The following is a 23,268-nucleotide window of genomic DNA, read 5'->3' as shown; positions in this document are numbered from 1 at the left end:
GTGCCCTTCACCGGCACCGCCCGCGCCGCCCGGACCGTGGAAGGCACGCCCTCGTGTTCGCGTATCTCATCCGGCGGCTGCTGGCCGCGGTGATGCTGCTCTTCGTCGTGAGCGCCATCACCTACGCCATCTTCTTCATCCTGCCGCGACTCGCCGGCAGCTCCGCAGACCAGCTCGCCGCGCAGTACATCGGCAAGAGCCCGGACCCCAAGACCATCGAAGCGGTCAAGAAGAACCTCGGCCTGGACGATCCTGTCTACGTCCAGTACTGGGACTTCATCCGCGGCATCTTCGCCGGCCGGGAGTTCAACTTCGGCCCCGACCCGTCGCAGTGCGACGCGCCGTGCCTCGGTTACTCCTTCCGCAAGCACGTCGAGGTCTGGCCGGAGATGCTGGACCGGCTGCCGGTCACCGCCTCGCTGGCCATCGGCGCCGCGGTGCTGTGGCTGATCTCCGGCGTGACGACGGGCGTGATCTCGGCGCTGCGTCCGGGGTCGTTCTTCGACCGCGCGGCGATGGGCGTCGCCCTGGCCGGCGTCTCGCTGCCGATGTTCTTCACCGGCACCGTCGCGCTGGCGCTGTTCGTCTACAACTGGGAGATCTTCCCGAACGAGTACACGCCGCTCACCGAGAATCCGGTGCGCTGGTTCCAAGGGCTCATGCTGCCCTGGTTCTCGCTGGCGTTCTTGTATTCCGCGCTCTATGCGAGACTCACGCGGGCCGGGATGCTGGAGACCATGGGCGAGGACTACATCCGCACCGCCCGCGCGAAGGGCCTGAAGGAGCCGGTGGTCATCGTCCGGCACGGGCTGCGCTCCGCGCTGACCCCCATCGTGACCATCTTCGGCATGGACTTCGCGCTGCTGCTCGGCGGAGCGGTGATCACCGAGACGGTGTTCTCCTTCAACGGGGTCGGTTCCTGGGCGGTGCAGTCCATCAACGAGAACGACCTGCCACCGATCCTCGGTGTCACGTTGTTCGCCGCCTTCTTCATCGTGCTCTGCAATCTGGTGGTCGACTTCGTGTACGCCGCCATCGACCCGAGGGTGAGGGTCTCGTGACCGGCCTGACGAAGACGGGCGCCGTCGGCGAGCCGGTGCCCACCGGCGCACAGGCGTCGAGCTTCCTGGACATCCGGGACCTGAAGGTCCACTTCCCGACCGACGACGGCCTGGTGAAATCCGTCGACGGGCTCTCCTTCCGACTGGAGAAGGGCAAGACCCTCGGCATCGTGGGCGAGTCCGGCTCCGGCAAGTCCGTCACCTCGCTCGCGGTGATGGGCCTGCACACCGCCGGGCAGCACGGCAAGCGCCGGCGGGCCCAGATCTCCGGTGAGATCTGGCTCAACGGCCAGGAGCTGCTGTCCGCGGAGCCCGACGAGGTGCGCCGGCTGCGGGGCCGCGAGATGTCGATGATCTTCCAGGACCCGCTGTCCGCGCTGCACCCGTACTACAAGATCGGGTACCAGATCGTGGAGGCCTACCGGGTCCACCACGACGTCGACAAGAAGACCGCCCGCAAGCGGGCCATCGAGATGCTCGACCGGGTCGGCATCCCGCAGCCCGACAAGCGCGTCGACGACTACCCGCACCAGTTCTCCGGCGGCATGCGCCAGCGCGCGATGATCGCCATGGCACTGGTGAACAACCCCGAACTGCTCATCGCCGACGAGCCGACGACCGCGCTCGACGTCACCGTGCAGGCGCAGATCCTCGACCTGATCCGGGATCTGCAGAAGGAGTTCGGCTCCGCGGTCATCATCATCACCCACGACCTCGGCGTGGTCGCCGAGCTCGCCGACGACATCCTGGTGATGTACGGCGGGCGGTGCGTGGAGAAGGGGACGGCCGAGCAGATCTTCGACGAGCCGCAGCACCCGTACACCTGGGGCCTGCTCGGTTCGATGCCGCGCATCGACCGCGACGCCACCGACCGGCTCATCCCGGTCAAGGGCAGCCCGCCGAGCCTCATCAACGTGCCGGGCGGCTGCGCGTTCCACCCCCGCTGCCCCTACGCGGACGTGCCCGCGGACAACGCCAGCCGCACCGTACGGCCCGAGCTGCGCGAGGTTGGCGCCGGCCACTTTGCCGCCTGCCACCTGCGGCAGGAAGACCGGGAGCGCATCTACACCGAAGAGATTGCGCCGAAGCTGTGAAGGACGAGGCTGTGCCCGAGACGAACGCCGACAACGCCGGCAAGGCAGCCGGCAAGGCAACAGAGGCGGGGGACGGGAAGGCTGCCAATGCCCCGGCGGATGCCCCGGCGGATGCCCCGGCGAAGGTCCCGGCGGACGCCGCGGCCAGCGCGCCGGCCGACGGCGGCGGGGCGAAGGCGACCGCGACCATCCCCGGCGCGCGGCTGCGCAAGAAGCCGGCCGCCGGCACCGAGCCGCTGCTGAAGGTCTCCGGGCTGACCAAGCACTTCCCCATCCGCAAGGGCCTGCTGCAGCGCCAGGTCGGCGCCGTGCAGGCCGTGGACGGCATCGACTTCGAGGTGCTGCCGGGCGAGACCCTGGGCGTGGTCGGCGAGTCCGGCTGCGGCAAGTCCACCATGGGCCGGCTGATCACCCGGCTGCTGGAGCCCACCGGCGGCACCGTCGAGTTCCAGGGCCGGGACATCACGCACCTGAGCACGGGCCAGATGCGCCCGCTCCGCCGCGATGTGCAGATGATCTTCCAGGACCCGTACTCCTCGCTGAACCCCCGGCACACCGTCGGCACCATCGTCGGCGCCCCGTTCAAGCTGCAGAAGGTGCAGCCCGAGGGCGGGGTGAAGAAGGAGGTCCAGGGGATCCTGGAGCGGGTCGGCCTGAACCCCGAGCACTACAACCGCTACCCGCACGAATTCTCCGGCGGCCAGCGGCAGCGCATCGGCATCGCCCGCGCGCTGGCCCTGCAGCCGAAGCTGATCGTGGCGGACGAGCCGGTCTCGGCGCTCGACGTGTCCATCCAGGCGCAGGTGGTCAACCTCCTGGACGACCTCCAGCAGGAGTTCGGCCTCACGTACGTGATCATCGCCCACGACCTGTCCGTCGTCCGGCACGTCTCCGACCGGATCGCGGTCATGTACCTGGGCAAGGTCGTCGAGCTGGCCGACCGCACCAGCCTGTACCAGGAGCCGCTGCACCCGTACACCAAGGCGCTGATGTCCGCGGTGCCGGTGCCGGACACCAAGCGCCGGCAGCAGCGCGAGCGGATCCTGCTCAAGGGCGACGTGCCCTCGCCGATCGCGCCGCCGTCCGGCTGCCGCTTCCACACCCGCTGCTGGAAGGCCACCCAGGTCTGCAAGACCAAGGAGCCGCCGCTGCTGGAGCTGAAGCCCGGCCGGCGCACCGCCTGCTGGCACCCGGAGAACGCGCCCGACCAGGCACCCGACGACAAGAAGTAGGAGCCGCCGCGGTACAAGGGGGCGTGGTGTCCGACACGCTGTTCACCCCCTCCCTCCAGCACTGGCTGGACCTCGCGGGGATCTTCGTCTTCGCGATCTCCGGCGCGCTGCTCGCGGTCCGGAAGAACTTCGACGTCTTCGGCATCGCCGTGCTCGCGCTGGCCACCGGGCTCGGCGGCGGGCTGCTGCGGGACCTGGTGATCGGCGCGGTGCCGCCGGCCGCGTTCACCGAGGCGGGGTACCTGATCATGCCGCTCCTCGCCGCGCTGCTGGTCGTCTTCCTCCACCCCGAGGTGGAGCGGATCACCAGCGCGGTGATGGTCTTCGACGCGGCCGGCCTGGGGCTGTTCTGCGTCACCGGCACGCTCAAGGCGTACGAGTACGGCCTCGGCCTCACCTCCGCCGCCGTCCTCGGGCTGACCAGCGCGGCCGGCGGGGGCGTGGTGCGCGACCTGCTCGCCGGCGAGGTGCCCTCGCTGCTGCGCTGGGACCGGGAGATGTACGCGGTGCCGGCGCTGGTCGGCGCGGCGGCGACCGCGCTGCTGATCCGTCTCGACGCGGTCGGGCCGGCCACGGCGACGGGCGCGGCGGCGCTGGCGTTCGTGCTGCGGCTGCTGGCGCTGCGCTTCCGCTGGCGCGCCCCGCGCGCCTGGCAGCGGCGCAGCAGCGCGGCGGGGGAGGGCTGAGGCCGCGGGCCGGGGCGGGCTGGCGGTACGGGGCCGGGACAGCGGGCCGGGACAGGCCCGGCGGTACGGGGCCGGGGGCCGGTTCGTACGGCCGGAAGGCGGCGTTCGGCGGGCGGGGCGCGCGCCGTAGAATCGGGACCATCATGGACCAGGCTGTCTATCTCGACCACGCCGCCACCACCCCGATGCTCCCCGAAGCGGTGCGGGCCATGACCGGACACCTCACCGCCACCGGCAACGCCTCCTCGCTGCACGCCGCGGGCCGGCGGGCCCGGCGCACGGTCGAGGAGTCCCGGGAGCGGCTGGCCGCCGCCTTCGGCGCCCGGCCCAGCGAGGTGGTCCTCACCTCCGGCGGCACCGAGGCCGACAACCTCGCCGTCAAGGGCCTGTACTGGTCACGGCGGGCCGAGGACCCCGCCCGCACCCGGGTGCTCGCCAGCCCCGTCGAACACCACGCGGTCCTCGACGCCGTGCACTGGCTGCAGAAGCACGAGGGCGCCACCGTCGAGTGGCTGCCCGTCGACACGTACGGCAGGGTGCACCCCGACGCGCTGCGCGCCGCGCTGGAGCGCGGGCCCGCCGGCGGCGCGGGCGACGTGGCGCTGGTGACGGTGATGTGGGCCAACAACGAGATCGGCACGGTCATGCCCGTCGCCGAGCTGGCCGCCGTGGCCCGGGAGCACGGCGTGCCGATGCACGCCGACGCCGTGCAGGCCGCGGGCCAGGCGGAGGTCGACTTCGGCGCCAGCGGGCTGGCCGCGCTGACGCTCACCGGGCACAAGATCGGCGGCCCGTACGGCATCGGGGCGCTGCTCCTCGGCCGGCAGTACGCGCCCGAGCCGCTGCTGCACGGCGGCGGGCAGGAGCGCGAGGTGCGCTCCGGCACGCTGGACGTGCCGGCGGTCGCGGCGTTCGCGGTGGCGGCGGAGCTGGCCGCCCAGCGGCGCACGGAGTTCGCCGCCGGGGTGGGGGCGCTGCGCGACGGCCTGGTGGCCGCGGTACGGGCCGCGGTGCCCGACGCGGTGCTCAACGGCGACCCGGACCCCGCCGGACGGCTGCCGGCCAACGCGCACTTCTCCTTCCCCGGCTGCGAGGGCGACTCCCTGCTGCTGCTCCTGGACGCCCAGGGCATCGCCTGCTCCACCGGCTCCGCCTGCACGGCGGGCGTCGCCCAGCCCAGCCACGTGCTGCTCGCCGCGGGGGCGGACGCGGACCTGGCGCGGGGCACGCTGCGGTTCTCCCTGGGGCACACGTCGACGGAGGCGGACGTGGCGGCGCTGGCGGCGGCGATCGGGCCCGCGGTGGCGCGGGCGCGGGCGGCGGGGCTGACCTGAAGCGGGCCTGAGCCGAGCTGGCCTGAGCCGATCTGAGCTGTGCTGAGCTGGGCTGTGCCGATCTGAGCCGGGCTGACCCGGCCTGGGCGGTGCGGGGCGATGTGGCGCGTAGCGGATCGGAGGCCCGGGGGCGTCCCGCCCGGTCAGGAGCCGCGTGCCGGGCGGGCGCTCGCCCTGCGGTCCGCCGCCGCGTGCGCCTCGCGGACCAGGCGTATGTACCGCGGCCAGTCCCAGTGCGGCCCCGGGTCGGTGTGCGTGGCCTGGGGTACCTCGTTGTGGCCGACGATGTGCTCCCGGTCCACGGGGATGCCGTAGCGCCGGCAGATGTCCGCGGCCAGCTTCGCCGACGAGCGGTACATCACGTCGGTCAGCGTCTCCGGGCGGTCCACGAAGCCCTCGTGCTCGATGCCGACGCTGCGTTCGTTCCACTCCCGGTTGCCCGCGTGGAACGCGACGTCCAGCTCGCGCACGGTCTGCGCCACGTGCCCGTCCGCGGCCCGGACGACGTAGTGGGAGGCGGCGCCGTGGCCGGGGTCGCGGAAGACCTGGAGCGCCACCTCGTAGCTGCCCTCGGTGACGTGGATGACGACGCGGTCGATGCCGTAGTCCGCGGGGCGGTCGGCGCGGCGCCAGTTCGCCTCCGAGGCGCCGGCCCAGCCGGCGGCGGCGTAGTCCAGCTCGCCCGGTTTACGCGGTTTGTCGATGCCGGGCACCCGCCACCACATGCGCTTGAGCTGCTCGTACCCGGCCCAGCTGAGGCCGGCGCCGACCGCGCCCACGCCGAGTGCGGCGAGCACGGCGCGGCGGCTGGAGCGGCGGCGCGGCTCGGCGCCCCCGGGCTCCCCGGCGCCCTCCGCGCCGGGCTCACCACCAGCCGCGCCGGGCTCGTCGGCCGGGTGGGGCTCGTCGGCCACCTGCTCCGGGCCGTCGCCGTCCGTCGTCGGCATGCGGTCATTCCATCCCGTTCGGTCACATCAGGTCACTTCAGGTCTCTTCCGGTCTCACGCCTACGGCCACCCGATGGTTCCCCGCCGCGGCCTCGCTACCCTTGAGTGGCTATGACACCACGAGCGACAGACACCGCCCGCCCCGCCCGTCTGAAGGTCCTCGCCGCCATGTCCGGCGGCGTGGACTCCGCCGTCGCCGCCGCCCGCGCCGCGGCGGCGGGGCACGACGTCACCGGGGTGCACCTCGCGCTCTCCGCCAACCCGCAGTCCTTCCGCACCGGTGCCCGCGGCTGCTGCACCATCGAGGACTCGCACGACGCCCGCCGCGCCGCCGACGTCATCGGCATCCCGTTCTACGTCTGGGACCTCGCCGAGCGGTTCCGCGAGGACGTCGTGGAGGACTTCGTCAGCGAGTACGCCGCGGGCCGGACGCCCAACCCCTGCCTGCGCTGCAACGAGAAGATCAAGTTCGCGGCGCTGCTGGACAAGGCGCTGGCCCTCGGCTTCGACGCGGTGTGCACCGGCCACTACGCCAAGGTCGTCACCCGCGCCGACGGCAGCCGCGAGCTGCACCGTGCGGCGGACATGGCCAAGGACCAGTCGTACGTCCTCGGCGTGCTGGACGAGCGGCAGCTCGCGCACGCGATGTTCCCGCTCGGCGAGACGGAGACCACGAAGGCCGAGATCCGCGCGGAGGCCGCGGAGCGCGGGCTGTTCGTGGCGAAGAAGCCCGACAGCCACGACATCTGCTTCATCGCGGACGGCGACACCCAGGGCTTCCTCGCCAGCCGCCTCGGCACCGCCGAGGGCGACGTCGTCGACGAGTCCGGCGCCCGCGTCGGCACCCACTCCGGTGCGTACGGCTTCACCGTGGGCCAGCGCAAGGGCCTGGCGCTGGGCCGCCCGGCCCCGGACGGCCGGCCGCGCTACGTGCTCGACATCTCGCCGGTGGACAACACCGTCACGGTCGGCCCCGCCGCGTCCCTGGACGTCGAGTCGCTGACCGCGATCTCGCCGCGCTGGTGCGGCACGCCGCCGGCCGGCCCGGGCGCGTACACCGCCCAACTGCGCGCGCACGGCGGCGAGACGGCGGTGACCGCCGAGGTGGTCGGCGGGGAACTGCGGGTGAGCTTCGCGGCGCCGGTGCGGGGGGTGGCCCCGGGACAGGCGGTGGTGCTGTACGACGGCACGCGCGTGGTCGGCTCCGCGACCATCGCGACGACCCGCCGCGCCGGCGCACCGGCGGCGTAGCCGGCGCCCGGCGCGGCCCGTACCCGACGCGGCTACGCCGCCAGGAACTCCGTGAGAGGCGGCGCCACCGCCTCCGGCGCCACCTCGTGCGTCTGCTCCGGCACCAGCGCGAACCGGCCGTCGCGCACGGTGTCCGCCACCCGGCGTGCCGCGTTCTGGATCCACTCCCAGCTCGCCCCGCCGGCCAGCGCGAGCACCGGCATGGACACCTCCGCCAGCAGCCCGGCAGGCAGCCGGCCGTCGCCGAGGACGTCGTAGTCGTACGCGAGGGTGGGTGCCAGCGCCGTGAAGTCCGCCCACAGGGGCGTGGCCCGCATCTCCCGGACCGCCTCCGGCGGCGCGCCCACGCCGCCGATGAAGTGCGCCACCGCGCCGTCCCGGTCGCCGGCGGCGAGCAGGTCGTACAGCCGGGCGACGCCCGCCGCGTGCGCCTCGTCGTCGTCGGGGCCGCTGTCCTCGGCGCGGAACGGCGGCTCGTAGACCGCGAGGCGGGTGACCGGCAGCCCGGCCGCCGCCGCGCGCAGCGCCAGCACCGCGCCGGAGGACATGCCGTACACCGCGGCGCGTCCGCCGACCGCGTCGATCACCGCGGCCAGGTCCTCGATCTCCCGCTCCGCGACGCCCGTCGGCGGGATCCGGCCCGTGGTGGCGTCGCCGCTGGCGCCCCGGCCGCGGCGGTCGTACAGCACCGCGGTGAGGTGCCGGGAGAGCAGTCCGGCCAGCGGGCCGTCGGCGGTGCGGGCGCACAGCGCGCCCTGGACCAGCACCACGGGCGGGCCGTCGCCCAGCGTCTCGTACGCCAGCGGCGTGCCGTCGGCCGAAACGGTGGTGAGCTGCGTCATGTCGTACTCCTCCGAATTCCTCGCGGGTGCGGGAAGGTTGCCGGAATACTGACCTGCCGCGCGGCCGGAACTCATCGGTCCACGCCGGGGGAGTCCGCGCGTACGGTGTCAGGCATGAACATCTGCGTCTTCCTCTCCGCCGCCGACCTCGACGAGCACTACACGGCGCCCGCCCGCCACTTCGCCGAACTGCTCGGCAAGCGCGGGCACACACTGGTGTGGGGCGGCTCAGATGTGGGCTTGATGAAGGTCGTCGCCGACGGGGTGCAGGAGCACGGCGGGCGGCTCGTCGGGGTCTCGGTGACGTTCCTGGAGGACAAGGCACGCGCGGGCGCCGACGAGATGGTGGTCGCCCGGGACCTGGCGGAGCGCAAGGCGGAGCTGCTCGGCCGCTCCGACGCCGTCGTGATCATGGTCGGCGGCACCGGCACGCTGGACGAGGCCACGGAGATCCTGGAGTTGAAGAAGCACGGGCTGCACACGAAGCCGGTGGTGCTGCTCAACAGCGCGGGCTACTACGACGGGCTGCGCGAGCAGTTCCGGCGGATGGAGGCGGAGGGGTTCCTGCCGCTGCCCCTGACGGACCTGATGTTCTTCGCCGACGACCCGGAGACCGCCATGACGTACCTGGAGGCCGGTCCGGACCCGGCGGTGCGGTGACAGGATGGCCGCATGAGCGAGCGGAGCGAGCGAATCATTCAAAGGTGCGCGCTGTGCTCACAGCCCGCCGAGCGAAGCGAGGCTGGCGCATGAGCGAGATCACCCCTGCCACCACGTACCTGATCACGGGCGCCGGCTCCGGCATCGGCGAGGCGCTGGCGCGGCGGCTGGCCGCGCGCGGGGCCGCCGGGCTGTGGCTCCTCGCCCGCAGCGAGGCCCGCGCCGCCCAGCTCGCGGAGCGGTTCCCCGGGGCGCACACCGTGGTGGCCGACCTCGGCGAGCCGGAGAGCCTGGCCGCTGCGCTGGCGGGACGGGAGCTGCCGGCCCGGCTTGATGCGCTCGTGCACGTCGCGGGCGTGGTGGAGCTGGGCCCGGTCGCGGAGACCACCCCGAAGGTCTGGGCCGAGACGCTGGCGGTCAACCTGACCGGGCCCGCCGAGCTGACCCGGCTGCTGCTGCCGCGGCTGCGGGCGGCGCGGGGGCACGCCGTGTTCGTCAACTCCGGCGCCGGGCTGAGCGCGGGGCCCGGGTGGGGCTCGTACGGCGCGAGCAAGCACGGGCTGAAGGCGCTGGCCGACGCGCTGCGCGCCGAGGAGGCCGGCAGCGGTGTACGGGTCACCACGGTCTACCCGGGCCGCACGGCCACCCCGATGCAGGCGAAGGTGCACCGCCAGGAGGGCCGGGAGTACGACCCGGGGCGCTGGATCGACCCCGAGTCGGTGGCGACGACCCTGCTGACGGCCCTGGACCTGCCGCGCGACGCCCAGCTCACCGACGTCTCCGTACGCCCCGGCCCGTAGCCCGGCGCACCGCCCGGCGCGGCTTTCGGCATACCCTCACCCTCGTGAATGAGACAGCGACGCGCCCGTGGGGTGCCGGTGCCGCCACCGGCGTGGGGTCCATGCCCGGCGGTGACGCGCGGGAGACCGCGCGCACCGTGACCGGTGAGGTCGGCGGCTTCCCGTTCCTGCCCGAGCTGCCCGCGCGCGGGCCGGGCGCCGACATGGTCGGCCGCAGCGCCGGGATGCTCGTCGACGTCTACGCGCACCTGCAGCCCAGCGGCTGGCGCATCGCCGACCGCCCGGGGCTCGACACCCGCAGGGCCCGCTCCTGGCTGGGCGAGGACCTGGACGCGCTGGAGGAGTTCACCCAGGGCTTCACCGGCCCGCTGAAGGTCCAGGCCACCGGGCCGTGGACGCTCGCTGCCGCGCTGGAACTCAAGGGCGGCGAGGCCGCGCTGCGCGACCCCGGCGCCTGCCGCGACCTGGCCGCCTCGCTCGCCGAGGGGCTGCGCGGGCATCTGGCGGACGTACGCCGCCGGGTGCCCGGCGCCGAGGTGGTGCTGCAGCTCGACGAGCCGTCGGTCACCGCCGTGCTCACCGGCCGGATCGCCACCGCCAGCGGCTACCGCACCTACCGGGCCGTGGACCGCGCCGTGGTCGAGTCCACCCTGCGCGACGTGATCGACGCCGCCGGGGCCCCCGTCGTCGTCCACTCGTGCGCGCCGGACGTGCCCTTCGCGCTGCTGCACCGCGCGGGGGCTGCGGCCGTGTCGTACGACGCGGCGCTGCTCACCGAGCGTCAGGACGAAGCGGTCGGCGAGGCGGTGGAGGGCGGGCTCGGGCTCTTCGCGGGCGTGGTGCCGGCGCTCGCCGGTGCGCCCGCCGCCGCGCCCGCCGGCGCCGGTGAGATGTCAGACCCTGCCGGTAGCGTCGGGGGTGTCAGGACGTGGTGGCGCAGGCTGGGGCTGTCGCCGCAGGCGCTCGCGGGCGCCGTGGTGATCACTCCGGCGTGCGGCCTCGCGGGTGCAGAACCGGCGTACGCCCGCCGGGCCCTCGCCCACTGCGTCCGTGCCGCGGGGTCCCTCGCCAGGGACCCGGAGTGACAACGGGAGGCCCGGTGTGAGTACGGACAGCGTGGCGCGTGAGCGGCATCGGCTGCTGGCCGAGCAGATCGAGGAGCACCGCTTCAGGTATTACGTGACGACGCCCGTCATCAGCGACGCCGACTTCGACAAGCTGCTGCGGGAGCTGGAGGGGCTGGAGGAGGAGCACCCGGAGCTGCGCACGCCCGACTCGCCGACGCAGAAGGTCGCCGGGGCGTACGAAACGGAGTTCACCTCCGTCCAGCACCGCCGGCGGATGCTCTCCCTGGACAACGCGTTCACGGACGAGGAGCTGGACGCCTGGGCCGACCGGATGGCCAAGGAGCTGGACCCCCAGCCGTATCACCTGCTCTGCGAGCTGAAGGTCGACGGCCTCGCGGTCAATCTGACGTACGAGCACGGCCGGCTGGTCCGCGGCGCCACCCGCGGCGACGGCCGCGCCGGCGAGGACATCACGCCGAACATCCGCACCATCGGCGAGATCCCGCACCGCCTGAAGGGGGAGAACGTCCCGGACCTCGTCGAGATCCGCGGCGAGGTGTACTTCACGCTCCCGGAGTTCCAGCAGCTCAACGCGGATCTCGTGGCCGACGGCAAACCCCCCTTCGCCAACCCGCGCAACTCCGCGGCCGGTTCGCTGCGCCAGAAGAACCCCCAGGTCAGCGCCTCCCGCCCGCTGCACATGGTGGTCCACGGCATCGGCGAGATCGACGGCGTCCGCCTTGAGCGCCTCTCCGGGGCGTACGACCTGCTGGGGGAGTGGGGCCTGCCCACCTCGCCGTACACGAGGGTGGTCGACGGCATCGACGGCGTACGGGCCTACATCGCGAGCTACGCCGACCGCCGCCACGGCGTGGCGTACGAATTCGACGGCGTCGTCGTCAAGCTCGACGAGATCGCCCTGCAGGGCCGCCTGGGCTCCACGTCCCGCGCGCCGCGCTGGGCCATCGCCTGGAAGTTCCCGCCGGAGGAGGTCAACACCAAGCTCGTCGACATCCGCGTCGGCGTCGGGCGCACCGGGCGGGTCACGCCGTACGCGGTGGTCGAGCCCGTGACGGTGGCCGGCTCCGAGGTCGAGTTCGCCACGCTGCACAACCAGGACGTGGTCAAGGCCAAGGGCGTCCTCATCGGCGACACGGTCGCGCTGCGCAAGGCGGGCGATGTAATCCCCGAGATCCTGGGGCCGCTGACCGACCTCAGGGACGGCAGCGAGCGGGAGTTCGTGATGCCCGCGGAGTGCCCCGAGTGCGGCACGGCGCTCAGACCCATGAAGGAGGGCGACGTCGACCTGCGCTGCCCCAACGCCCGGTCCTGCCCGGCCCAGCTCCGCGAGCGGCTGTTCTACCTCGCCGGCCGCCGCTGCCTGGACATCGAGAACTTCGGGTACGTCGCCGCGACCGCGCTCACCCAGCCGCTGGAGCCGGACCAGCCGCCGCTGAAGGACGAGGGCGGCCTTTTCGACCTGAAGGTCGAGGACCTGCTGCCCATCAAGTCGTACGTCCTGGACCAGGACACCGGCCTGCCCAAGCGCGACCCGGAGACGGGTGCGGAGAAGGTCGTCACCTTCTTCGCCAACAAGGAGGGCAACCCGAAGAAGAACACCGAGCTGATGCTCGGTCACATCCAGGCGGCCAAGGACCGGCCGCTGGCCCGGGTCATCGCCGGGCTGTCCATCCGGCACGTCGGGCCGGTCGCCGCGGAGGCGCTGGCCCGCGAGTTCCGCTCGATCGAGCGCATCATGGCGGCGAGCGAGGAGGAGCTGGCCGCGGCCGAGGGCGTCGGGCCCACCATCGCCGCCTCGCTGACGCAGTGGTTCGCCGAGGACTGGCACCGCGAGATCGTCGAGCGGTGGCGGGCGGCGGGCGTCCGGATGGAGGAGGAGGCGGACGAGTCGGAAGGTTCACGTCCGCTGGAGGGTCTGACCGTCGTCGTCACGGGAACACTTCAGTCGCACACCCGGGACGGCGCGAAGGAGGCACTGCAGACCCGCGGCGCGAAGGTGACGGGCTCGGTCTCCAAGAAGACCGACTTCGTCGTCGCCGGCGACAACCCGGGTTCCAAGTACGACAAGGCCGTGCAGTTGAAGGTCCCGCTCCTCGACGACGCGGGCTTCGCCGTCCTCCTCGAGCAAGGTCCCGACGCCGCCCGCGAGGCCGCCGTGACACCGCCTGAGTAGCCGTCGCAGCCCGGGTTTGTCGATTGCTGACCGAATGCTGACCGAAACCCGGCGAGTCGGGGGCAATCGGGCGACCGCAGCCGATCGCCGCCCCAGACCGCCTTTCGCGGCCTAGTGTGGATGGGCGCGCCGACGCGCGCCCCAGGCGGTGAGAGGGACGGGATGCGACCGACGGAGAGCACGGAACCGGCGCCGGTGCTGCGCCGGTTGGTGCTGCCCGCCCTGCCGTGGCTGGTGCAGTCCGCCGGCGGCCTGGTGTTCGCCCTCGGCGTGCTGTACGGGCTGCGGCAGGGCCACTCCCTCTTCCCGCGCGGCACCGCGGGCTGGGGCCTGGTCGTCCTGACGGCCCTCCTCATCGCCCATCTGGTCGCACCCGGCCGCGACCGCTGGTCCGGCGGCAACGGCTCGGCCGCCGCGCTCACCCTCGCCGTGCTGCTGCTCTACGGCTGGTTCCCGGCCGCGGTCGTCAGCCTGCTGGTCATCGCCGCCGTCGCCGCCGTCCGCAGCCCGCACCGCCGCGAGGTGCCGGTGCACGCCGCCGTCGAGGTCCTCGGCATCTCCTCGGCCGCCGTCGTGCTGTGGACCTGCGGTGAGAGCCCCACGGTCGAGGAGCCCTGGGAGCCCGCCTCCTGGGACGCGTACGCGCTGCCCGAGCTGATCGCCGCCGCGCTGTCGTACGTCCTGGTGACCCGCGTGCTCACCTGGTACGCGACCCCCGGCCACCGCGAGGGCCCCGGCCTGCTCGCCCGCGCCGCCCTCACCCGCCAGGGCCTGGGCGGCGCGGCGCTGCTCGGCATCGCGCCGCTCATCATCGTCGTCGCCGTCAACACCCCCGTGCTGCTGCCCCTGTTCGCCGTGCCGCTCATCGCGCTGGACTCCAGCCTGTGGATGGCCCGCGCCCGCGTCGAGGAGCAGTTGCGCGACCCGCTGACCGGGCTGCCCAACCGCCAGTGGCTGCTGGAGCGGACCCGGCATGCCCTCGGCGAGGCCGAGAGCACGGGCCGCCGCGCCGCCCTCGTCCTCATCGACCTCGACCGCTTCCGCGCCGTCAACGACACCCTGGGCCACCGCGCCGGTGACCGGCTGCTGCTCCAACTCGCCGGCCGGCTGCGGCTCGCGCTGCCCCGCGGCGCGGAGGCCGCCCGCCTCGGCGGCGACGAGTTCGCCGTGCTCATCCCGCTGACCGACTCCGCCACCAGCGCCCAGCGGGTGGCCCGTACGCTCGTCGCCGCCCTCGGCTCGCCGCTCGACCTCGACGGGATGAGCCTGGTGCTGGAGGCCAGCGCCGGCGTCGCCGTCTACCCCGAGCACGCCGCCGAGACCGAGGGCCTGCTCCAGCGCGCCGACGTGGCGATGTACCAGGCCAAGCGGGACCGCAGCGGCGTCGAGGTCTACGAGGCCCGCCGCGACGGCAACACCCCCGACCGGCTCGGCCTGCTGGGCGACCTGCGCCGTGCGCTCCAGGCCCGCGAGGTGGCGCTGCACTACCAGCCCAAGGTCGGCTTCGACGGCCGCGTCGTCGGCCTGGAGGCCCTGGTCCGCTGGGCGCACCCGGAGCGCGGGCACGTCAGCCCGGAGGAGTTCATCGCCATCGCCGAGACCTCGGGCCTGATGCCGGTGCTCACGGAGTACGTGCTGGAGACCGCGCTCGCCCAGGTCGCCGACTGGCGCGCCGCCGGCCTCCGGGTCCCCGTCGCCGTCAACGTCTCGCCGCGCGACGTGCACACGCCCGGGTTCGCCGGCGCCGTCGCCGCCCGCCTGGCCCGGCACGGGGTGCCGCCCGGCGCGCTGCAGTTGGAGATAACGGAGCACGTGCTGCTGGAGGACCCGCAGCGGGCGGCCGACACCCTCGCCGGGCTCACCGGGCACGGCGTGAAGATGTCGCTCGACGACTTCGGCACCGGCTACTCCTCGCTGGTCCATCTGCGCCGGCTGCCGGTCAGCGAGTTGAAGATCGACCGCTCGTTCGTCGCCCGGCTCGCCGTCGACCCGGAGGACCTGGAGATCGTCCGCTGCACCGTCGACCTCGCGCACTCCCTCGGCCTGCGCGTCGTCGCCGAGGGCGTCGAGGACGACGAGACCTGGGAGCACCTGCGCGACCTCGGCTGCGACGCCGTGCAGGGCTGGCTCGTCGCCGCCGCCATGCCGCCGCAGGAGACCACGGCATGGCTGCGCGCCAGGGGTCCTGGACCCGCCGGGGTCAGGGCGCTGCCGGCCGCGGCGGGCGCCGTGCACGGCCCGGCGGAGAAGCCGGCGGGGGAGGACGGGGCCGAGCAGCAGCCGGACGAGGCGGAGGAGCCGGTGAAACCGGCGAAGTGACCGGCGTCCGGGCGCGGGTGGCGCACCCGGGCGGCCGGCGTCCTGCGTACCTCCCGGTGCCTCCCGGCGGGGCGTACGGGCGGCCGGAACCGCCCCGCCGGGAAACCCGGTCGGGCGCACCGCCCCGCGCCCCATAGGATTGCCCCAAACCGTCACACCACCCTGTGAGGATGACCCGCATGCCTGGCATCACGCGCGAGGAGGTCGCCCACCTCGCCCGGCTGGCGCGCCTGGAGCTGAGCGGCGAGGAGCTGGACCACTTCGCCGGCCAGCTCGACGCCATCATCGGCGCAGTCGCCCGCGTCGCCGACGTGGCCGGCGAGGACGTACCGCCGACGTCCCACCCGCTGCCCCTGACGAACGTCATGCGCCCGGACACCGTCCGGCCGAGCCTGACCGCGCAGCAGGCGCTCTCCGGCGCGCCCGCGCAGGAGCAGCAGCGTTTCACGGTGCCGCAGATCCTGGGGGAGGAGTGACCGTGGCGGACAGCTCGGGAATCATCAGGCAGACCGCGGCCGAGACCGCCGCGAAGATCGCTGCCGGCGACCTCACCGCCGTCGAGGTGGCCGAGGCCCATCTCGCCCGCATCGACGCCGTGGACGAGAAGGTGCACGCCTTCCTCCACGTCGACCGCGAGGGCGCGCTGGCCCGCGCCCGGGCCGTGGACGCCAAGCGGGAGCGCGGCGAGAAGCTCGGCCCGCTGGCCGGCGTGCCGCTGGCGCTGAAGGACATCTTCACCACCGAGGGCGTGCCCACGACCGCCGGGTCGAAGATGCTCGAGGGCTGGATCCCGCCGTACGACGCGACCGTGACCCGGCGGCTGAAGGAAGCCGACGTCGTCATCCTCGGCAAGACCAACATGGACGAGTTCGCCATGGGCTCCTCCACCGAGAACAGCGCCTACGGCCACACCGGCAACCCCTGGGACCTCACCCGCACCCCCGGCGGCTCCGGCGGCGGCTCGTCGGCCGCCATCACCGCGCACATGGCGGCGCTGGCCATCGGCACCGACACCGGCGGCTCCATCCGCCAGCCCGCGGCCGTCACCGGCACCGTCGGCGTCAAGCCGACCTACGGCGGCGTCTCCCGGTACGGGATGATCGCGTTCTCCTCCAGCCTCGACCAGGGCGGCCCGTGCGCCCGCACCGTGCTCGACGCGGCGCTGCTGCACGAGGTGCTCGCCGGCCACGACCCGATGGACTCCACCTCCGTCGACGCCCCCGTCCCGCCCGTCGTCGAGGCCGCGCGCAGCGGCTCGGTGGCCGGGATGCGCGTCGGCGTGGTCAAGGAGTTCCGCGGCGAGGGCTACCAGGCCGGCGTCATCCAGCGCTTCGACGAGGCCGTCGAGCTGCTGCGCGAGCTGGGCGCCGAGGTCGTGGAGGTGTCCTGCCCGACGTTCGACAGGGCGCTTGCCGCGTACTACCTGATCGCGCCCGCCGAGTGCTCCTCGAACCTCGCGCGCTACGACGGCCTGCGCTACGGCCTGCGCACCGGCGACGACGGCACGCACTCCGCCGAGGAGGTCACCTCCCTGACCCGCGAGGCGGGCTTCGGCCCGGAGGTCAAGCGCCGGATCATGCTCGGCACGTACGCGCTCAGCTCCGGCTACTACGACGCCTACTACGGCTCGGCGCAGAAGGTCCGCACCCTCATCACCCGCGACTTCGAGCGCGCCTACGAGCAGGTCGACGTGCTTCTCTCGCCGACCACCCCGACGACGGCGTTCCCGATCGGCGAGCGGGTCGACGACCCGATGGCGATGTACCTCGCCGACCTGTGCACCATCCCGTCCAACCTGGCCGGCAACGCCGCCATGTCGCTGCCCTGCGGCCTCGCGCCGGAGGACGGGCTCCCGGTGGGGCTGCAGATCATCGCCCCCGCCATGGCCGACGACCGGCTCTACAAGGTCGGTGCCGCGGTGGAGGCCGCGTTCACCGACCGGTGGGGCCACCCCCTGCTGGAGGAGGCACCCGCCCTATGAGCAAGTTCGCCAAGGCCAAGGACTTCAAGAAGTCCAAGACCGGTCTGTACATCTCCCTCGCGTCCACGCTCTTCGGCGCGGTCGGCATCGTCAAGCAGATGAAGCAGGCGCGCCTCGACGAGGACCGGCTGCGCCAGCTCGACGCCGCGGTGTCCGCCGCCGCCATGGCCACCGGCGTCGCCCTGCTGCTGCGTGAGCTGCGCCGGAAGAACGACGACGACATCCTCGCCGGCTGAGCGGGCCGCGCCGGGGTCGAGAGGCTGGAAGAGAGCTTTGACCGTGCGTAAAGGGCGCAGGCCCCGTATTTCAGGGCGGGGTGGGCTCGGCGCCGTCGGTGGCGTGCCCAGATTCGCCGGTACGGTCGGCGGCCTCGGCGATGGCGAGTGGGACGACGGCCGCGACGCGGCGCCCCCGGCTGGTGATGTAGGTGGTCCGCCCGCGGGCGGACGCGGCGTTGAGCACGTCGGCGAGGTGGCGCCGGGTATCAGCCACGGACAGGTCGATCGGCTCGTCATTCATGTACATCACAGTACGTGGGCGCTTCAACCCGTGTACGCTCATGTACATGCAGCTCCGCTACAACTTCCGCCTCATGCCCACGCCGGGCCAGCGCGTCGCGCTGGCCAAGGCGTTCGGGTGCACGCGGGTGGTCTTCAACGATGGGCTGCGCCTCCGGCAGGAGGCCCACACGGCCGGGCTGCCGCACATCAGCGACACCGACCTGCAGAAGCAGGTCATCACCGCCGCCAAGCAGACCCCGGAACGGGCGTGGCTTGCCGAGGTGTCATCGGTCGTCCTCATTCAGGCGCTCGCCGACCTGCACACTGCGTACCGGAACTTCTTCACCTCTGTCACCGGCCGACGGAAGGGGGGAAAGGTCTCACCGCCCCGGTACCGCTCCCGAAAGGACAACCGGCAGACGATCCGGCTCACCCGCAACGGCTTCCGGCTCCGGCAGGACGGCACACTGAACATCGCGAAGGTCGGCGATGTGAAGGTCCGTTGGTCCCGCTCGCTGCCGTCCGCTCCGTCGTCGGTGACGGTGGTCAGGGACGCGGCCGGCCGGTACTTCGCGAGCTTCGTCGTGGTCACCGACCCCGCCGCGGACCTGGACCGGATGCCTGCCACCCATGCCGACGTCGGCATCGACCTGGGGCTGACGCATTTCGCGGTGCTCTCCGACGGCACGAAGGTCGACGCCCCGAAGTTCTTGCGTCGCGCCGAACGGAAACTCCGCAAGGCCCAACAAGCTCTCTCCCGCAAGGCGAAGGGCAGCAACAACCGCAAGAAGGCCGTCGTCAAGGTCGCCCTGCAGTACGCGCGGGTGGCGGCCGCGCGGCGGGACCACCATCACAAGCTGTCCACGGGACTGATCCGCGAGAACCAAGCGATCTACGTCGAGGACTTGTGTGTGAAGGGTCTGGCCCGTACGCGGCTGGCGAAGTCGATTCACGACGCCGGCTGGTCTCGGTTCGTCGCGATGCTGGAGTACAAGGCCGCCCGCTACGGGCGCTCCTTCGCCCGTGTCGACCGCTGGCTGCCCTCTTCGCAGACCTGCTCCGCCTGCGGCGTCATCGACGGGCCCAAGCCCCTCGGCATCCGTGCGTGGACGTGCGGAGCATGCCAGACCACCCACGACCGGGACGTGAACGCTGCCCAGATCGTCCTCGCCGCCGGACGGGCGGAGAGACAAAACGCCTGCGGAGGGACCGTAAGCCCTCCCGTCTGACGGAAGGCAGGACCCGGTGAACCAGGAACCCACCTCAAGGCGAGCCGCCAAGGCGGATGCCAGGGAGGGAATCTCCCGCCTTCAGGCGGGAGAGGACGTCAATGTCACGTACGAGGACGCCCTCGCGACGTACGAGCCGGTGCTGGGCCTGGAGGTCCACGTCGAGCTCGGCACCGCGACCAAGATGTTCTGCGGCTGCGCCACCACGCTGGGCGCCGGGGCCAACACCCAGACCTGCCCCGTCTGCCTCGGCCTGCCCGGCGCGCTGCCGGTGGTCAACGAGACGGGCGTGGAGTCCGCGGTCAAGATCGGCCTGGCGCTGAACTGCCAGATCGCCGAGTGGTGCCGCTTCGCCCGGAAGAACTACTTCTATCCGGACATGCCGAAGAACTTCCAGACCTCGCAGTACGACGAGCCCATCGCGTACGACGGCTACCTCGACGTCGAGGTCGACGACGAGGTCTTCCGGGTCGAGATCGAACGCGCCCACATGGAGGAGGACACCGGCAAGTCCACGCACGTCGGCGGCGCCACCGGCCGGATCCACGGCGCCTCGCACTCGCTGCTGGACTACAACCGGGCGGGCATCCCGCTGATCGAGATCGTCACCAAGCCGATCACCGGCGCCGGCGCCAAGGCGCCCGACGTGGCGAAGGCGTACGTGGCCGAGCTGCGGGAGCTGATCAAGGCCCTCGGCGTCTCCGAGGCCCGCATGGAGCAGGGGCAGATGCGCTGCGACGTGAACCTGTCGCTGATGCCGGCCGGCGCCACCGTCTTCGGCACCCGCAGCGAGACGAAGAACGTCAACTCGCTGCGGAGCGTCGAGCGCGCGGTGCGCTCGGAGGTCATCCGGCACGCCGGAGTCCTCGACGGCGGCGGCAAGATCGTTCAGGAGACCCGCCACTTCCACGAGGACACCGGCACCACCACCTCGGGCCGGACGAAGGAGGAGGCGGAGGACTACCGCTACTTCCCCGAGCCCGACCTCGTGCCGGTCGCGCCCGCCCGCGAGTGGGTGGAGAAGCTGCGCGCCGGGCTGCCGGAGCTGCCGCGGCTGCGCCGCAACCGGCTGCGCGAGGAGTGGGGCGTCTCCGGCCACGACATGCAGTCCATCCTCAACGCCGGTGCCATCGGCCCGATCGTCGCGACCATCGACGCGGGCGCGGACGCCGCGGCGGCGCGCAAGTGGTGGATGGGCGAGCTGGCGCGGCGGGCCAACGAGGACGGCGTCGACCTGGCCGATCTGGCGATCACGCCCGAGCAGGTCGCGCGGGTGGCGGCGCTGGTCGCGGAGGGCAAGCTGAACGACAAGCTGGCCCGCCAGGTCATCACCGGCGTCCTCGGCGGCGAGGGCACGCCGGACGAGGTGGTGGACAAGCGCGGCCTGGCCATCGTCAAGGACGAGGGCGCACTCGGCGCCGCGGTCGACGAGGCCATCGCCGCCAACCCGGCCATCGCGGACAAGATCCGCGGCGGCAAGGTGCAGGCGGCGGGGGCGCTGGTCGGTGCGGTGATGAAGGCCACCCGCGGGCAGGCGGACGCCGCCCGGGCCCGGGAGCTGATCATGGAGAAGCTGGGCGTAGCAGACTGACCGTGTGAAAAGGGCCACTCTCCGGACAAACGATCTCCTGCGCCTGCAACAGTGGCAGGTGCAGGAGTCTTTGAGGGCGGGCCTCCCTGAAAGATCGCGAATCTCAGGGAGCTGCCCGTGTCCTCTCTCGCCCGGTGGTGTCTACGCCGCCGTCTGGTCGTCGTGCTGCTCTGGCTCGCCGCCTTCGCCGGCGCCGCCGTCGCGGCGTCCCTGCTGGGGCCGGCGTACTCCAACGACTACGACGTCCCCGGCACCGAGTCCGACCGGGCGCAGGTGCTCATGGCCGAGGCGTTCCCCGGCCTCGACGGCGTCGCGGACACCGTCGTCTGGCACGACGACGGCGGGGTGCGCGACCCGCAGACGACCGAGCGGATGGACGCGGCGCTGACGCGGATCGCCGGGCTGCCGGGGGTCGCGGAGGTGGCCGGGCCGTACGGCTCGTACGCTGCCGGCCCCGGTGGCACCGCGGGCGGCGGCGAGGCCGGCGGCGAGGGCGGGGCGGTCAGCGCCGACGGGCGCACGGCGTACGCCACCGTCACGTACGACACCCCCGTGGCCGACCTGGCGACGGGTGACGTCCGCAAGGTCGTCGACACCGCCGTGACGGCGGCCGGTGACGGTCTGGAGGTCGCCGTGGGCGGCCCCGGCGCCGGGCTGCTGCAGGCGCCCTCCGTGCACTACGGCGAGGCCGTCGGGGTGGTCGTCGCGGCCGTCGTGCTCTTCGTCGCGTTCGGCTCGCTCGCCGCGATGGCGCTGCCGATCGCGACCGCGCTCGTCGGCGTCGGCACGGCGTACTGGTGCATCACCCTCCTCGGCCACGCCATGGCCGTCGCCGACTTCGCGCCCATGCTCGGCCTGCTCGTCGGCCTCGGTGTCGGCATCGACTACGCCCTGTTCATCGTCACCCGGCACCGCCGCGGGCTGCGCGAGGGGCTGCCGGTGGGCGAGGCCGCGCAGCGCGCCGTGGCCACGGCCGGGCGGGCGGTGGTCTTCGCCGGCGTCACCGTGTGCATCGCGCTGCTCGGCATGCTCGTGCTGCGGCTGAACTTCCTCATCGGCGTGGCCGTCGCCGCCTCGCTGACCGTCGCGCTCACCGTCGCCGCCTCGATCACGCTGCTGCCGGCGCTGCTCGGCGTCATCGGCATGAAGGCGCTCAGCCGCCGCGAGCGGCGCGCGCTGGCCGAGAACGGCCCGCGGCCCGAGGTGCCGCGCGGGCTCGCCGCCCACTGGGCGGCCTTCGTCCAGCGCCGGCCGCGGCTGCTGGGCGTGCTCGCGGTGGCGCTGATGGGCGTCCTCGCGCTGCCCGTCGCCGCGCTCCACCTGGGCAGCTCCGACCAGGGCAACCACCCCGCGAGCGCCACCACCAGGCAGGCGTACGACCTGCTGGCCGGGGGCGCCGCCCAGGCCGGCGGCTCCGGGGCGGGCTTCGGCCCCGGCAGCAACGGACCGCTCACCCTCGTCGCCCGCCTCGACGGCGCGGGCGACCGGGTGGCCTTCGACGCGCTGCCCGGGACGCTGCGCGGCACGCCGGGCGTCGCCGACGCCACCGCCGCGGTGTACGGGCAGGGCGGCGGCACCGGGATGATCACCGTCACCCCGCGGACCGCGCCGCAGGACGAGGCGACGTCGGACCTGGTGGACCGGCTGCGCACGGACGTGCTGCCGGAGGCCGTCGACGGCACGTCGATGCAGGTGCACGTGGGCGGGATCACCGCCGCCCAGGACGACTTCGCCGAGGTGATCGTCGGCAAGCTGCCGCTCTTCGGCGGCGTCGTGATCGCACTGGGCTGCCTGCTGCTGCTCGTGGCGTTCCGCAGCGTCGCCGTGCCGCTGAAGGCCGCGCTGATGAACGTGCTGGCCGTGACGGCGTCCTTCGGGGTGGTGGTGGCGGTCTTCCAGTGGGGCTGGGGGAGCGGGCTGCTGGGCCTTGACGCCACGGGGCCGATAGAGCCATTCCTGCCGGTGATCATGATCTCCGTGCTCTTCGGGCTCTCGATGGACTACCAGGTCTTCCTCGTCAGCCGGATGTACGAGGAGTGGCGGGCCACCCGCGACAACCGGCGGGCGGTGCGCGTCGGGCTCGCCGAGACCGGCCGGGTGATCAACTCTGCGGCGCTCATCATGATCGCGGTCTTCTCGGCGTTCGCGCTGGGCGGCGACCGGATCATCGCGATGTTCGGGGTGGGTCTTGCCGCGGCGGTGGCGCTGGACGCCTTCGTACTGCGCACGCTGCTGGTGCCGGCGCTGATGCACCTGCTGGGCCGGGCCAACTGGTGGCTGCCGTACTGGCTGGAGCGGCGGCTGCCGCGCATCGGCGTCGAAGGTCCCGGCCAGCCGGCGGCGGCCGAGCACCTGGAGGTGCCGCAGGAGCAGGCCGCCCGCTGACCCGCGGCCAGGGCCCCGCGTCCAGGGCCCCGCGTCCAGGGCCCCGCGGCCAGGGCCCGTGGAGCCGGCGACGGCCGCGTCCGCACGGCCGCCGT

At 73.3% G+C, this 23,268-nt stretch carries 20 protein-coding genes; 17 read left to right on the top strand and 3 right to left on the bottom strand.

The window, feature by feature from the left end:
• Positions 1-53 precede the first annotated feature (53 nt).
• The 5 genes from B124_RS04060 to B124_RS04040 all read left to right on the top strand — a co-directional run bounded on the left by B124_RS04060 (position 54) and on the right by B124_RS04040 (position 5,407).
• Entirely contained in the window at positions 54-1,061 is a 1,008-nt protein-coding gene (locus tag B124_RS04060; RefSeq protein WP_496501217.1) for an ABC transporter permease, read from the top strand.
• The gene (locus B124_RS04055) at positions 1,058-2,155 is read left to right on the top strand and encodes an ABC transporter ATP-binding protein (RefSeq protein WP_496501216.1); all 1,098 of its coding nucleotides are present in this window, start codon (positions 1,058-1,060) and stop codon (positions 2,153-2,155) included. The genes B124_RS04060 and B124_RS04055 overlap by 4 nt, the downstream gene beginning before the upstream one ends.
• Positions 2,152-3,387, top strand: a complete 1,236-nt coding sequence (locus B124_RS04050; RefSeq protein ID WP_496501215.1) for an ABC transporter ATP-binding protein — start codon at positions 2,152-2,154, stop codon at positions 3,385-3,387. The genes B124_RS04055 and B124_RS04050 overlap by 4 nt, the downstream gene beginning before the upstream one ends.
• Positions 3,388-3,413: 26 nt before the next feature.
• Positions 3,414-4,073: a trimeric intracellular cation channel family protein gene (locus B124_RS04045; protein WP_496501214.1), complete on the top strand. Its 660-nt coding sequence runs from the start codon at positions 3,414-3,416 to the stop codon at positions 4,071-4,073.
• A 143-nt stretch (positions 4,074-4,216) separates the two neighbouring features.
• A complete protein-coding gene (locus B124_RS04040; protein ID WP_496501213.1) occupies positions 4,217-5,407 on the top strand; it encodes a cysteine desulfurase family protein in 1,191 nt (396 codons plus the stop codon).
• Positions 5,408-5,550: 143 nt separating this feature from the next.
• Here B124_RS04040 and B124_RS04035 read toward each other — a convergent pair whose 3' ends face one another.
• A complete protein-coding gene (locus B124_RS04035) occupies positions 5,551-6,354 on the bottom strand; it encodes an N-acetylmuramoyl-L-alanine amidase (protein WP_496501212.1) in 804 nt (267 codons plus the stop codon).
• 111 nt (positions 6,355-6,465) lie between these two features.
• Between B124_RS04035 and mnmA the strand changes: the two genes are divergently transcribed.
• Positions 6,466-7,605, top strand: a complete 1,140-nt coding sequence (mnmA, locus tag B124_RS04030) for a tRNA 2-thiouridine(34) synthase MnmA (RefSeq protein ID WP_496501211.1) — start codon at positions 6,466-6,468, stop codon at positions 7,603-7,605.
• Positions 7,606-7,637: 32 nt separating this feature from the next.
• Here the strand turns inward: mnmA and B124_RS04025 are convergent, their stop codons facing one another.
• Positions 7,638-8,447: an alpha/beta fold hydrolase gene (locus B124_RS04025; protein ID WP_496501210.1), complete on the bottom strand. Its 810-nt coding sequence runs from the start codon at positions 8,445-8,447 to the stop codon at positions 7,638-7,640.
• A gap of 114 nt (positions 8,448-8,561) precedes the next feature.
• Between B124_RS04025 and B124_RS04020 the strand changes: the two genes are divergently transcribed.
• The 8 genes from B124_RS04020 (at position 8,562) to B124_RS03985 (ending at position 17,704) form a co-directional block, all read left to right on the top strand.
• The gene (locus tag B124_RS04020) at positions 8,562-9,107 is read left to right on the top strand and encodes an LOG family protein (protein ID WP_496501209.1); all 546 of its coding nucleotides are present in this window, start codon (positions 8,562-8,564) and stop codon (positions 9,105-9,107) included.
• Between the two features lie 89 nt (positions 9,108-9,196).
• On the top strand, positions 9,197-9,907 hold the full coding sequence (locus tag B124_RS04015) for an SDR family oxidoreductase (protein ID WP_496501208.1): 711 nt from the start codon (positions 9,197-9,199) through the stop codon (positions 9,905-9,907).
• A 44-nt stretch (positions 9,908-9,951) separates the two neighbouring features.
• Positions 9,952-10,992 (top strand): methionine synthase, encoded by a 1,041-nt coding sequence (locus B124_RS04010; protein ID WP_496501207.1) that lies wholly within the window; start codon positions 9,952-9,954, stop codon positions 10,990-10,992.
• A gap of 16 nt (positions 10,993-11,008) precedes the next feature.
• Positions 11,009-13,168 (top strand): NAD-dependent DNA ligase LigA, encoded by a 2,160-nt coding sequence (gene ligA, locus B124_RS04005; protein WP_496501206.1) that lies wholly within the window; start codon positions 11,009-11,011, stop codon positions 13,166-13,168.
• Positions 13,169-13,330: 162 nt separating this feature from the next.
• Entirely contained in the window at positions 13,331-15,487 is a 2,157-nt protein-coding gene (locus B124_RS04000; RefSeq protein ID WP_496501205.1) for a putative bifunctional diguanylate cyclase/phosphodiesterase, read from the top strand.
• 179 nt (positions 15,488-15,666) lie between these two features.
• Entirely contained in the window at positions 15,667-15,963 is a 297-nt protein-coding gene (gatC, locus tag B124_RS03995) for an Asp-tRNA(Asn)/Glu-tRNA(Gln) amidotransferase subunit GatC (protein ID WP_496501288.1), read from the top strand.
• Positions 15,960-17,468 (top strand): Asp-tRNA(Asn)/Glu-tRNA(Gln) amidotransferase subunit GatA, encoded by a 1,509-nt coding sequence (gene gatA, locus B124_RS03990; RefSeq protein ID WP_496501204.1) that lies wholly within the window; start codon positions 15,960-15,962, stop codon positions 17,466-17,468. Before gatC ends, gatA begins: the two co-directional genes overlap by 4 nt.
• On the top strand, positions 17,465-17,704 hold the full coding sequence (locus tag B124_RS03985) for a hypothetical protein (protein ID WP_496501203.1): 240 nt from the start codon (positions 17,465-17,467) through the stop codon (positions 17,702-17,704). Before gatA ends, B124_RS03985 begins: the two co-directional genes overlap by 4 nt.
• 70 nt (positions 17,705-17,774) lie before the next feature.
• Here the strand turns inward: B124_RS03985 and B124_RS03980 are convergent, their stop codons facing one another.
• Entirely contained in the window at positions 17,775-17,987 is a 213-nt protein-coding gene (locus B124_RS03980) for a type II toxin-antitoxin system prevent-host-death family antitoxin (protein WP_496501202.1), read from the bottom strand.
• Between the two features lie 46 nt (positions 17,988-18,033).
• On the opposite strand from B124_RS03980, the gene B124_RS03975 reads away from it, so the two are divergent.
• The 3 genes from B124_RS03975 (at position 18,034) to B124_RS03965 (ending at position 23,173) form a co-directional block, all read left to right on the top strand.
• Complete coding sequence (locus B124_RS03975; protein WP_496501201.1) at positions 18,034-19,197, top strand: RNA-guided endonuclease InsQ/TnpB family protein; 1,164 nt, start codon at positions 18,034-18,036, stop codon at positions 19,195-19,197.
• 70 nt (positions 19,198-19,267) lie between these two features.
• The gene (gene gatB, locus B124_RS03970; protein ID WP_496501287.1) at positions 19,268-20,788 is read left to right on the top strand and encodes an Asp-tRNA(Asn)/Glu-tRNA(Gln) amidotransferase subunit GatB; all 1,521 of its coding nucleotides are present in this window, start codon (positions 19,268-19,270) and stop codon (positions 20,786-20,788) included.
• A 117-nt stretch (positions 20,789-20,905) separates the two neighbouring features.
• Positions 20,906-23,173 carry an MMPL family transporter gene (locus B124_RS03965; RefSeq protein ID WP_496501200.1) on the top strand — a complete coding sequence of 756 codons (2,268 nt, stop codon included), beginning with the start codon at positions 20,906-20,908 and terminating at the stop codon, positions 23,171-23,173.
• The last annotated feature ends 95 nt before the right edge of the window (positions 23,174-23,268 follow it).

The sequence above is a fragment of the Streptomyces sp. CNP082 genome, from assembly GCF_059570535.1.
Note: the sequence above shows the minus strand (reverse complement) of the source record. Positions and strands in the feature narration are given on the sequence as shown.